Raw genomic sequence first — 12,238 nt, 5'->3', positions numbered from 1 at the left:
TGCCCGAACGGTCCGTCGCCATGCCCCCAGCCTAGGCGTCACCACCGACAGCACCCACCGCCGGACGGGAGGCACGGTGCGGGCCCGCCCCGCGCCTCCAGGCCGGTGCATGGGCCCGTCCGCTACGCTCGTCGCACACTCGAGACGAGAGGTCCGACCAGCACCGTGGCACCGAAGAACCAGGCGCGTGACAACCGCGAGGCGCGCGAGCGCCTCCGTCTCTACCAGGCCCGCCAGGGACTGCACGAACGGCAACGTCGTCGCCGGGTGCGGGACAACGTCGTCGGCACGGTCGTCCTCGTCGCGGTCGCCGCGCTGGCCACCGGTTCGCAGCTCGCCTTCGCCGGCGCGCAGGGCTCGGGGACGGCGGACGCGAGCGCAACCGCCACCGCGACGTCGACCCCGACGCCGAGCGCGACCGCCGGGAACACCGGGGACGTGCCGAGCAAGTCCATCGCGAAGGACTCGACGTGGACGGGCACGCTCACGCTGAACAAGGACGTCCGGCTCGGCATCGAGCTCGACGGGCAGAAGGCCCCGCAGGCCACCAGCGTCGAGATCAAGCTCATCCAGGAGCAGTTCTACAACGGCACGACCTGCCACCGCCTCGCCGACAGCACGGGCCTGCAGTTCCTCCAGTGCGGTTCGGCGAACGGGGACGGCACCGGGGACGCCGGGTTCGAGTACGGCCCGCTCGAGAACGTGCCGAGCGACGGTGAGTACGCGAAGGGCACGATCGCGATCGCCCGCAGTTCCTCGCCGTACTCGCAGTCGACCCAGTTCTTCATCGTCACCGGCGACACGACACTCGACTCCTCGACGGGCGGGTACACGGTCGTCGGGAAGGTCACGAGCGGCCTGTCCGCCCTCGTGTCGAAGATCACCTCGAAGGGCATCGCGAAGGCCGGCAGCGACGGCACCGGCGAGCCGAAGGTCGCGACGAAGATCACCGGCGCGACCATCGAGCGGGAGCAGTAGTCCACAACCCGTCGACCCCGGCCGTCCCGGCAGCGTCTTCGTGCAATAGGCTGACGACCTGACCGTGCCGACGGGGACGTCGGCGATGCACGACCACGATCGAGGCGAGACCTGTGGGATCTGACGAAGCAACGACCTGGGGGCGGGTCGACGAGAACGGGACGGTGTACGTCCGGTACGAGGACGGCGAGCGAGCCGTCGGCGAGTACCCGGACGCCACGGCGGACGAGGCCCTCGCCTACTTCGCACGGAAGTACGCCGACCTCGAGGGCCAGGTGAAGATCGCCGAGCAGCGCGTGCAGCGCGGCGCCTCGGCGAACGACGTCTCCCGGACCGTCGCGCACCTCCGCGAGCAGCTGGCGGACGCCCGGGTCGTGGGTGACATCAAGTCGCTCGAGGACCGCGTCGCCGCGCTCTCCGACCAGGTCGGCTCGCTCACCAAGGAGCAGGCCGAGCAGGCCCAGCAGGCGCTGACGGACGCCCTCGCGCACCGGACGGCACTGGTGGAGGAGGCCGAGGCACTCGCCGCGGTGGACCCGGCGCGTGCGCAGTGGAAGCAGATCACCGCACAGCTCGACGACGTCTTCGCCCGCTGGCAGCAGCACCAGCACGACGGTCCGCGGATCCCGAAGAACGAGGCCAACGAGCTGTGGAAGCGCTTCCGTGCCGCTCGTTCGACGGTCGACCAGCACCGCCGTGCCTTCTACTCCGAGCTCGACGCGCAGCACCGCGACGCCCGCAGCCGGAAGCAGGACCTCGTCGCCCAGGCCGAGGCGCTCGCACCGCGCGGCTCCGACGCGATCCCGACCTACCGGCAGCTGCTCGACGACTGGAAGCGCGCCGGTCGCGCGGGCAAGCGCCATGACGACGCCCTCTGGGCACGTTTCAAGGCGGCCGGAGACGTCCTGTTCGAGCAGCGCCACGCCGAGGCGGCCGTCGAGAACGAGGAATTCGCTGCCAACCTCGACGCGAAGCAGGCGCTCCTGACCGAGGCCGAGCCGCTCCTGCAGGAGACCGACCGGGTCGCCGCTCGCCGGACCCTCACGGGCATCCAGCGTCGGTGGGACGAGATCGGCAAGGTGCCCCGCGGCGACGTCCGGCGCATCGAGGACCGTCTGCGCCAGATCGAGGACCACGTGCGGAGCCTCGAGGACCAGCACTGGAAGGCGTCCGACCCGGAGCGCAAGGCCCGTCAGACCGGTCTCGCGAGCCAGCTCGAGGACGCGATCGGCAAGCTCGAGGCGGAGCTCGCCGCGGCCAAGGAGTCGGGCGACGCCCGGAAGATCAAGGACGCGCAAGAGGCCCTCGACGCCCGCAAGATCTGGCTCGACGCGCTCGGCGGCTGAGTCCTGGCACCGCAGAACGCCCCGCGACCGACGTCGGTCGCGGGGCGTCCTGCGTTCTGCGCCGGGTGCGGCGGGGGCGCCGGGGGGGGGTGTCGCGCGGCGTGCGCGGCGGCGAGACTCGGGCTGCGCGACAGTTCTCGCGTTCGGAGCCGCGAGACGTGTCGCCACGGCCGAGTCTCGCGGGCGCCCGGCCGAGTCTCGCGCCCGCCCGGCCGAGTCTCGCGGGCGCACGGCCGAGTCTCGCGCCCGCGGGAGACGGCAGCTGCCGACGTCAGACCGGCGCGGGCAGCCCGAGCAGGAGTCGGATGTCGAGGTCGTCCTGCTGCATCTGCGCGGCGAGCTCGTCCATCGACGAGAACTTCACCATGCCGCGGACGTACGAGACGAACAGCACCGCGATCGTCTCGCCGTAGAGGTCGATGTCGACGTCGAGCAGGTGCGCCTCGATCTGCTTCTCCGGGACGCCGTCGAACGTCGGGTTGTTGCCCACCGACACCGCGGCAGGGTACAGCGTGCCGTCGTGCAGCACCCGGGCCGCGTAGACGCCGTCGGCCGGGACGAAGCCCTCGCAGTGCGGGTCGAGGTTGGCGGTGGGGTAGCCCATCGCGCGTCCGCGCTGGTTGCCGTGCACGACGACGCTCCGGACGGCATGCTCACGTCCGAGCAGCCGGGCGGCCTCGGCGACACGGCCGTCGCCGAGCAGCTCACGGATCCACGTCGAGGACACCCGACGCTCGCCGGCGGGGCGGACGTCGTCCACCAGGTCGACGTCGTCGATGAGCTCGACGGTGAAGCCGAGACGCTCCCCCAGGCTGCGGAGCAGGGTGACGTCCCCGGCGCCGCGGTGCCCGAACCGGAAGTCGCTGCCGACGAAGACGTAGCGCGCGTGCAGCGTGTCGACGAGGATCTCGGAGACGAAGTCCTCGGGTTCCTTCGACTGGAGGTCGTGGTCGAAGCGGAGCAGCACGGTCGCGTCGACGCCGACGTCCTCGAGGAGTTCGCGTCGCTGGGCGATGCTCGTCAGCGCCGGGGGCGTCTTCACCGGGTCGATGACGCTCAGGGGATGCCGGTCGAACGTGACGACGGTCGACACGAGGCCCTGCTGCCGGGCCGACTGTTCGAGGTGCGCAATCACCGCGCGGTGCCCGACGTGCACGCCGTCGAACTTCCCGATGGTCACGGCGCTCGGTCCGAAGCCCTGAGCCATGTCGGCGAGGTCGTCGTAGTACTGCACGGCCGTCCCTACTCGCCCACGGGGGCGGTCGGTGTCGCGTCCGAACGGTGGTCGGCCGCGGGCGTCGCCTGCGCGGCCGTCCGGTGGTGCTTGCGGAGCCACCAGAGGCCCGCGATCGGCAGGACGAGCGGCGCGAAGAGGTAGCCGAGCCCGTAGTAGGACCAGACGGTGTCGTCGGGGAACAGCTGGTGGTCGAGGAGCGAGAGCGTCCCGACGACGAGCACCCCGGCCATCTCGAACCCGATGGTGACGCAGGCGACGCGGTACCAGACCCGGCCGGGAGCGATCAGCGCGATCATCGCGACGATGTACACGACCGCGGCGACGGCACTGAGCGTGTAGGCGAAGGGCGCGAAGGAGAACTTCTCGATGATCTGCACGACGCTTCGACCCGTCGCGGCCAGCGCGAGGATGCCGTAGACGGCGATGAGGACTCGGCCGACGCCGGTCGCGAGTGAGGATCTGGTCGCCATTGCACCGATTCTACCGACCAGCACCGACCCGGATGACGCCGCCGGTCGCGCCGCACCGGATCAGACCAGGGCGAACCAGATCTGGTACATCCGGTAGACCATCACGGCGACGGTGAACGCGCCGGCGCCCAGCACGACGGTGCTCCACCGCGTCCGGTCGATGAGCGCCCAGACGACGGCCGCCGGCGGCACGAGCAGCACGGAGACCGCGTACACGCCGAACTCGAGCGCGTTGCCCTTCGGCGGACTGCCGACTGCAGGCAGCACGAGCGAGATGACCCCCTGCGCGATGAGCAGCAGCTCGACGAGCACGAGGGAGCCGACGGTGTAGTCGTTCGGCTTCCACCCGATGAGTCCGACCACCACGGCGAACAGCCCCGCGACCACGGCGAGCACGAGCTGGACCCACATGAACCACTCGATCACGGCTCAGGCTCCCGTCGGCGTGGGGAAGTTGGTGATGACGCGGAGCTGTCCGCGGCGGACCGAGACGAGACCGACGAGCCGGTCCGATCCGGCGGCGATGGCCGCGACGGGACCGTCGTGGTCCGGGTGCTCCGCCCGCACGCGCTTGCCGTCGGCGAGGTCCTTCGCGGACACCGGGTCGAGGGCGACGGTCGGGAACAGGGTGCGCGCGACGTCCGCGGGACGGAGGAGCGCCGCCCGCACGTCGACCGAGTCGTCCTCGATGTCGACGGCGTCGTCCACGTGGAAGGGCCCGACGTCGATGCGCCGCAGGGCGGTCAGGTGCGCGCCGGTGCCGAGGGCTGCGCCGACGTCACGGGCCAGCGCCCGGACGTACGTGCCCGAGGAACACGCCACGACGACGTCGAGGTCGACGACCTGCACGTCGACGCCGTCGACGGTGACCGTGTGCTCCTGGCGACCGGTCACGTCGAAGCGCGACACGGTGACCGTGCGGGACTTCAGCACGACCTCCTCGCCCTTGCGAGCGAGGTCGTACGCGCGCCGACCGTCGACCTTGATGGCGCTCACGGTCGAGGGCACCTGGTCGATCGTGCCGCGCTGCGCAGCCACGGCAGCCTCGACGGCCACGTCCGACACGTCAACGCCGGCGACCCCGGGCGCGGCGACCGGATCGCCGTCCGCGTCGTCCGAGTCCGTGGACACACCGAGGCGGACGGTGGCGGTGTAGGTCTTCCCGAGGCCGACGAGGTGGGTCAGCAGCCGGGTGGACGGTCCGGCACCGAGCAACAGCAGCCCGGTCGCCATCGGGTCGAGTGTGCCCGCGTGGCCGATCTTCTTCATCCCGAGCCGACGGCGTGCGATCGACACGACCCGGTGACTGGAGATCCCCTGCGGCTTGTCGACGAGGAGGATCCCGTCCGGCGGCGATTCGAGCACCCGGAGAGGTTACCAGCGCTCCTCATCCCCCGGCTGCGCTCAGCAGGCGTCGTTCCACTCGCGACGGGGGTGCTCGGGGTCGGTGACGTCGAGCACGGCCGACGCGGCGATCTTCACGTCGGCTCGCCGCTCGAGCCGGCCCTGCTCGCGCTCCACCCAGAGCGACCAACGCCACAGGCCGCGCACGCCCTGGTCGAGGAGCCCGTGTCCGTGGACGACCAGCACCCCGGGTCCCTCGCCAGTGGACCGGAACGGCGCGACGACGCCGGACCGCAGCTCGTCCGCCGACGCCGAGGGCGCCGCGGCGGCCAGCGCCTGCACGCCGTGCTGCTCGAACCCGGCGACGAGCGCTGCCGCGACCCGCTCGAGATCGGTGCCCGGCTGCCCGTCGACGCCGATGACGGTGCGGTTCGTGCCGACCTGCGCGATCGCCTCCGCCGCGATCGCGGCCATGGTGTCGGTCTCTTCGGGTGCCCAGCGTGTCATGCACCCCACCGTAGGCTGTCCTGGTGAACGCGAGTCGAGCCTCCAGGCCGCCTGTGGAGAACGCGCCACGTGTGGACGGCACCGCCGAGGCGGACGCCCCCGACATCGCCACCCCGCTCACCGCGTGGTTCCGCGCGGAGGCGCGCGACCTCCCGTGGCGCCGTCCCGGCTTCCCCGCGTGGGGCACGCTCGTGAGCGAGATCATGCTGCAGCAGACGCAGGTCGCGCGCGTGGTCCCCCGCCTGGAGGCATGGCTCACCCGGTGGCCGACCCCTCGCGACCTCGCCCAGTCGCCTCCGTCCGACGCGGTCCGCGCCTGGGACCGGCTCGGCTACCCGAGACGGGCGCTCGCGCTGCACGCCGCGGCGACCGTGATCGCGGAGCAGCACGACAACGTCGTGCCCCGCGACGTCGACGCGCTGCTCGCGTTGCCGGGGATCGGCGACTACACCGCGCGGGCGGTGGCCGTGTTCGCCTACGGCGACCGGCACCCCGTCGTCGACGTCAACGTCCGTCGCGTCCTCGCTCGCGCCCTGCTCGGGCAGGGCGAGCCCGGCCCCGCGAACGCGAAGCGGGACCTGCCGCTGATGGATTCCGTGCTGCCCGAGGACCGCGACGACGCCGCGGCCACGAACGCCGCCGTGATGGAGCTCGGGGCGCTCGTGTGCGTCGCCCGCTCCCCCGCGTGCGACGCGTGCCCGATCGCCGACCGGTGCGCCTGGCGCGCCGCCGGGTACCCGGAGCACGACGGGCCGCGGGCCCCGAAGCAGGCGAAGTTCGCCGGGAGCGACCGGCAGGTGCGCGGGCTCCTCATGGCCGAACTCCGCGCGAGCGACGTGCCCGTCACGCGGTCCGAGATCGACCTCGTCTGGCCGGACGACGCACAACGGGAGCGTGCACTCGCCTCGCTCCTCCGCGACGGACTGGCCGTCGGCGACGATGCGGGTGGGTACACGCTCCCGATCGGGTGAGGACTATGCCTCCTCGTCCTCGTCGTGCTTGTACGGGTCGGCGTCGCCGGCGTACTGCGCGCCCGCCGAGGCGGCACGCACCTGCGCGTCGCGGACCTGGGCCTGCGCGAGCAGGTCCTCCATGTGCGCCGAGGTCTCCGGCAGCGCGTCCGCGATGAACTCGAGCGACGGGGTGAGCCGTGCGGTGATGTTCTTGCCGACCTCGCTCCGGAGCATCCCGGTGGCGGCCTTGAGCGCGGCGGCCGAGTCGGCGCGCTCCTCGTCGGACCCGTAGACGGTGTAGAAGACCGAGGCGTGCTGCAGGTCCCCGGTCACGCGCACGTCGGTGATCGTCACGAAGCCGAGGCGCGGATCGCGGAGTCCCTTGTCGAGCCGACGTGCGACGACCTCCTTGATGCGGTCCGCCATCTTGCGGGCGCGCTGCGGGTCAGCCATGAGTGCCTCCTGGGGCAGGTGTCTTCTGGTGGAACGGGTGGACCCCGCCGCTCCCCTGGGGGAACGGCGGGGTCCAGGATAGCCAGGCGACTAGTCGCGCGGCTTCTCGACGAGCTCGGTCGTCTCGATCTCGTCACCGATCTGGATGTCGTTGTACTTGCCCAGACCGATACCGGCCTCGAAGTCCGTGCGGACCTCGGTGACGTCGTCCTTGAAGCGACGCAGGGACTCGATCGCCAGACCGTCGGCGATGACGACACCCTCGCGGATGACGCGCGCCTTGGCGTTGCGGGTGATCGTGCCGGAGCGGACGATGACACCGGCGATGTTGCCGAACTTGGAGGAACGGAACACCTCGCGGATCTCCGCGACGCCCGACTGGACCTCTTCGTACTCGGGCTTGAGCATGCCCTTGAGGGACTGCTCGATGTCCTCGAGTGCGTTGTAGATGACCGAGTAGAAGCGCACGTCGATGCCTTCGCGCGCCGCACGCTCGCGGGCCTTGACGTCCGGGCGGACGTTGAAGCCGACGACGATCGCGTTGTCGATCGTCGCGAGGTCGATGTCCGACTCCGTGATCGCACCCACACCGCGGTGCAGGATGCGCAGCTGGACGCTGTCGTCCACCTCGATGTCGAGGAGCGACTGCTCGAGTGCCTCGACGGCACCGGAGACGTCACCCTTGATGATGAGGTTGAGCGAGTCGACCTTGCCCTCTTCGAGTGCACGGGTGAAGTCCTCGAGCGAGATGCGCTTGCGGGCCTTGGCCAGCTGGGCGTTGCGCTCGGCGGCTTCACGCTTCTCAGCGATCTGACGGGCCGTGCGGTCCTCCTCGGTGACGAGGAACGTGTCACCGGCGCGCGGCACCGACGACAGACCCTGCACCTGGACCGGACGCGACGGGGTCGCAGCCTGGACGGCGACGCCGTTCTCGTCCGTCATCGCACGGACGCGACCGTAGGCCGTGCCGGCGACGATGGCATCCCCGACGTGCAGCGTGCCGGACTGGATGAGCACGGTCGCCACCGAACCACGACCCTTGTCGAGTCGGGCTTCGATCGCCACACCGCGGGCGTCCTTGTCGGGGTTCGCACGCAGGTCGAGACCGGCGTCGGCCGTGAGCAGCACCGCGTCCAGGAGGTCCTGGATGCCGATGTTCTGGCGGGCCGACACGTCGACGAACATGACGTCGCCGCCGTACTCCTCGGCCACCAGGTTGTACTCGGTGAGCTGCTGGCGGACCTTGGCCGGGTTCGCGCCTTCCTTGTCGATCTTGTTCACCGCGACCACGATCGGCACACCGGCCGACTGGGCGTGGTTCAGCGCCTCGATCGTCTGGGGCATGATGCCGTCGTCCGCCGCGACCACCAGGATCGCGATGTCGGTCACCTGCGCACCACGGGCACGCATGGCGGTGAACGCCTCGTGACCCGGGGTGTCGATGAACGTGATCGGACGCTCGACGCCCTCGTGCTCGGTGACGATCTGGTAGGCACCGATGTGCTGGGTGATGCCACCGGCCTCGCCCTCGACGACCTTCGAGTTGCGGATCGCGTCGAGGAGGCGGGTCTTGCCGTGGTCGACGTGACCCATGACGGTGACCACCGGGGGCCGCTGCTGCAGCACCGAGTCGTCCTCGTCCTCGAGTTCGCCTTCGAGGTCGATGTCGAAGCCCTCGAGGAGCTCCTTGTCCTCGTCCTCGGGCGACACGATCTGGATCTTGTAGCCGAGCTCCTCGCCGAGGACCTCGAACGTGGCCTCGTCCAAGGACTCCGTGGCGGTCGCCATCTCACCGAGGTGGAACAGCACCGTCACGAGGTTGCCGGGGCTCGCGTCGATCTTGTCCGCGAAGTCCGAGATGCTCGCACCACGGCGCAGACGGATGACCGTGCTGCCGTCGCCGCGCGGGACCTGCACGCCGCCGAGCGACGGCGCCTGCCGCATCTCGTACTCGGCGCGCTTCGTCCGCTTCGACTTGCGGGCACGGCTCTTGCCGCCACCGCGACCGAACGCACCGGCGGTCCCACCACCGGGGCCACGACCACGGCCGCCGCCACCGGCGGGACGCGGGCCGCTGAAGGCCGGACGCGGGAAGCCGCCACCGGCACCACCGGCACCACCCGGACGACCACCGGGACCGCCACGACCGCCGGCACCCTGGCCCGGGCGCTGCCCGAAGCCGTTGGGACGACCGGACTGACCGGGACCACCCGGACGCGGCGCACCGGGACGAGGGACACCCGGACGCGGCGGAGCCGGACGCGGGATGCCGTTGCCGCCACCCTGACCGGCCGCGGGGCGCTGCCCCATGCCCTGGTTCTGGGAGTACGGGTTGTTGCCGGGGCGCGGCGGTCGGGAGCCCATGCCCTGGCTCGATGCGTAGGGGTTGTTCCCCGGACGGGCGCCCGGCTTCGGACCACCCGGCTTCGGACCGGCGGCCGCGGGCTTCGGCGACCCCGGCTTGACGGCGTCACCGCCCTTGTCGGTCGACGTGTCGTCCGCCGCTGCCTTCTCGGCCGCGGCGGCCTTCCGTGCGGCCTCGGCCTCGGCCTGCCGCTGCGCGACCGACTTCGGGGCGGCCGGCGTCGGGACGTCGGACGGTGCTTGGGCGGCGGGAGCGGACTGCTCGGGCGCGGGGGTCGGCGCCGCGGGACGTGCCGGACCCGGCTTGGCACCGCCCGGCTTCGGGCCGGCGGTACCGGGCTTGGGTGCCGTGGCGCGTGCCGCAGGAGCGGCGCCGCCGGCGGCCTTGTCCGACGACGATGCGCCGGCCGCCTGCAGCGCAGCACGGAGCTTGCGCGCGACGGGGGGTTCCACACTGGAGCTCGGGCCCTTGACGAACTCGCCGAGCTCCTTGAGCTTCTCCATTGCGGTCTTGCTGTCGACACCGAGTTCGGATGCGATCTCGTGTACGCGTGGTTTTGCCACTGTTCTCCTTCACGGGTCCTGCCCCGTGAAGGGGCAGGACTCACTGGATGACGGGTCTCATTTCGAGCCGCTCATCAGTTGTCCATAAGCCATTCAGCCTGTTCTGTCGTGTCCGGGCGCTCGGATGTCCGCTCGGCCGTGCGGCCTTGCAGGTACTCGAGCACCGAGGACGTGTCGGGTTCACGATCCAGCCGAAGCGCCCGGCGGAACGCCCGTCGCTTGACGGCCAGCTCGTAGGCGTCGACGGTCGGGGTGAGCCACGCTCCCCGGCCCGGCATGACTGCCTTCGGATCCGCCACGACTCGCCCGTCGCTCAGGGCGACGACACGGAGGAGGGAGGATCGGGGCGCGCGACGACGACTGCCGATGCACGTTCTGACGGGTTCCACCTTACTCCTTGCCTCGGACGGACGCGATCCGGCACGCCCGGTCCGGCCACGCCGGCAGCGAAACGCCGCCGACGCGGGCCGCGGGGGCGCAGCTGCGCGGGTCGTGCTTACTCGTCCCCGTCGAGGATCGAGTCCGGCTGGATGTCGATCCGCGCGCCCGTGAGCTTCGCGGCGAGACGGGCGTTCTGCCCCTCCTTGCCGATCGCGAGCGACAGCTGGTAGTCCGGCACGAGCGCCCGCACGGCCTTCGTCGAGGCGTCGAGCACGAACGCGCTCGTCACCTTCGCCGGCGACAGCGCGCTGGCCACGAACGTCGCGAGGTCCGGGGACCAGTCGACGATGTCGATCTTCTCCGCACCGAGCTCGGTCGTCACGGCACGCACGCGCGCGCCGAGCTCGCCGATGCAGGCGCCCTTCGCGTTGACACCGGACTCGTTCGCCTTGACGGCGAGCTTCGTGCGGTGGCCGGCCTCGCGGGCGAGGGACGTGATCTCGACGACGCCGGACGCGATCTCCGGGACCTCGAGCGCGAACAGCTTCCGCACCAGACCCGGGTGCGTGCGCGACACGGTGATCTGCGGCCCCTTCGGACCCCGACCGACGCTCGTCACGTACACGCGGATGCGCGAGCCGTGCTTGTACTCCTCGCCGGGGACCTGCTCCTCCGGCGGCAGGATCGCCTCGACGGTGCCGAGGTCGACGTGCACCATGCGCGGGTTCGGCCCCTGCTGGATGACACCGGCGACGATGTCGCCCTCCTTGCCGCGGAACTGGCCGAGGATCTTGTCGTCACCGATGTCGCGGAGGCGCTGGTTGATGACCTGCTTCGCCGCGAACGCCGCGATGCGGCCGAAGTCGCTCGGCTGGTCGACCGACTCGCCGACGACGGTGCCCTCCTCGTCGCGCTCGGGCACGTAGACGGAGACCTCACCGCTCTTGCGGTCGAGCTCCACGCGCGCCTGGGCGTCCACGGGCTCGTCGTTCTCGGCGCGGTGCTTCTGGTAGGCCGTCAGGATCGCCTGCTCGATGATCTGGACGAGTTCTTCGAACGGGATCTCCCGCTCGCGCTCCATGAGTCGCAGGACTGCGAGATCGATCTTCACCGAGGTGCCTCCGTATTCAGCTGAGTCGCCTCCGCAGTGGAACGTCGCGGAAGTCGGCGACCAGCGTACCCCACTGCGGCTCGCGAGCCCGGCCGTGCGATGGTTCGTCAGTCGGACCGACCGCCGGGAGGCGTGGTCCAGGTGGTCACGACACCCCGCTCACGTCCGCCGGGCGGGCAACAACGGTCACATCGGCGACGCCAGACCGACCCATCATGACCACTGGCGCCGTGCATGCGGCGCGTCCTGACCACACGGCAACTCCCGCAGACCGCTGCTGACGACGACGCCGACGACCGACTGGCGGGTGGGTCGACCGACAGCGGGCATCGTCCGAGTGGGCACGACACCCCGCTCACGTCCGCGGGGCGGTCAACAACGGTCACATCGGCGACTCCAGACCGACCCATCATGACCACTCGGCGCCGTGCAGGCGGCGCGTCCTGACCACACGGCAACTCCCGCGGACCGCTGCTGACGACGACGACGTCGACGCCGACGACCGACTGACTGGTGGATCGACGGACGGG

Annotated in this window: 12 protein-coding genes; 3 read left to right on the top strand and 9 right to left on the bottom strand. The window is 71.3% G+C overall.

The features are described from left to right. Positions 1–165 precede the first annotated feature (165 nt). Positions 166–978 (top strand): peptidylprolyl isomerase, encoded by an 813-nt coding sequence (locus I59_RS01025; protein WP_022902285.1) that lies wholly within the window; start codon positions 166–168, stop codon positions 976–978. 113 nt (positions 979–1,091) lie between these two features. After that, positions 1,092–2,324 carry a DUF349 domain-containing protein gene (locus I59_RS01020; RefSeq protein ID WP_022902284.1) on the top strand — a complete coding sequence of 411 codons (1,233 nt, stop codon included), beginning with the start codon at positions 1,092–1,094 and terminating at the stop codon, positions 2,322–2,324. A gap of 271 nt (positions 2,325–2,595) precedes the next feature. Here the strand turns inward: I59_RS01020 and I59_RS01015 are convergent, their stop codons facing one another. The 5 genes from I59_RS01015 to I59_RS20520 are packed head-to-tail and all read right to left on the bottom strand — an operon-like array spanning position 2,596 to position 5,882. Next, entirely contained in the window at positions 2,596–3,558 is a 963-nt protein-coding gene (locus I59_RS01015) for a bifunctional riboflavin kinase/FAD synthetase (protein ID WP_022902283.1), read from the bottom strand. 8 nt (positions 3,559–3,566) lie between these two features. Beyond that, positions 3,567–4,031, bottom strand: coding sequence for a hypothetical protein (locus I59_RS01010; protein ID WP_022902282.1), 465 nt, complete (start codon positions 4,029–4,031; stop codon positions 3,567–3,569). Positions 4,032–4,091: 60 nt separating this feature from the next. After that, the gene (locus tag I59_RS01005) at positions 4,092–4,457 is read right to left on the bottom strand and encodes a hypothetical protein (protein ID WP_022902281.1); all 366 of its coding nucleotides are present in this window, start codon (positions 4,455–4,457) and stop codon (positions 4,092–4,094) included. Between the two features lie 3 nt (positions 4,458–4,460). Then, positions 4,461–5,396, bottom strand: coding sequence for a tRNA pseudouridine(55) synthase TruB (gene truB, locus I59_RS01000; protein WP_022902280.1), 936 nt, complete (start codon positions 5,394–5,396; stop codon positions 4,461–4,463). 39 nt (positions 5,397–5,435) lie between these two features. After that, on the bottom strand, positions 5,436–5,882 hold the full coding sequence (locus tag I59_RS20520) for a hypothetical protein (RefSeq protein ID WP_022902279.1): 447 nt from the start codon (positions 5,880–5,882) through the stop codon (positions 5,436–5,438). A gap of 104 nt (positions 5,883–5,986) precedes the next feature. Here I59_RS20520 and I59_RS00990 point away from each other — a divergent pair, with 104 nt between their 5' ends. After that, complete coding sequence (locus tag I59_RS00990) at positions 5,987–6,853, top strand: A/G-specific adenine glycosylase (RefSeq protein WP_031272327.1); 867 nt, start codon at positions 5,987–5,989, stop codon at positions 6,851–6,853. A gap of 3 nt (positions 6,854–6,856) precedes the next feature. On the opposite strand, the gene rbfA is transcribed toward I59_RS00990, so the two are convergent. The 4 genes from rbfA to nusA all read right to left on the bottom strand — a co-directional run bounded on the left by rbfA (position 6,857) and on the right by nusA (position 11,708). Continuing rightward, positions 6,857–7,288, bottom strand: coding sequence for a 30S ribosome-binding factor RbfA (gene rbfA, locus I59_RS00985; RefSeq protein ID WP_022902277.1), 432 nt, complete (start codon positions 7,286–7,288; stop codon positions 6,857–6,859). 90 nt (positions 7,289–7,378) lie between these two features. Continuing rightward, a complete protein-coding gene (infB, locus tag I59_RS00980; protein ID WP_022902276.1) occupies positions 7,379–10,216 on the bottom strand; it encodes a translation initiation factor IF-2 in 2,838 nt (945 codons plus the stop codon). A 74-nt stretch (positions 10,217–10,290) separates the two neighbouring features. Beyond that, on the bottom strand, positions 10,291–10,605 hold the full coding sequence (locus I59_RS00975) for a YlxR family protein (protein ID WP_022902275.1): 315 nt from the start codon (positions 10,603–10,605) through the stop codon (positions 10,291–10,293). Between the two features lie 107 nt (positions 10,606–10,712). After that, entirely contained in the window at positions 10,713–11,708 is a 996-nt protein-coding gene (gene nusA, locus I59_RS00970) for a transcription termination factor NusA (protein ID WP_022902274.1), read from the bottom strand. Positions 11,709–12,238: the final 530 nt, after the last annotated feature.

The organism is Curtobacterium sp. B8, assembly GCF_000333315.1.
Taxonomy (GTDB): Bacteria; Actinomycetota; Actinomycetes; order Actinomycetales; family Microbacteriaceae; genus Curtobacterium; species Curtobacterium luteum.
The sequence above is the reverse complement of the archived record's forward strand: the minus strand, read 5'-3'. Positions and strand labels throughout refer to the sequence as shown.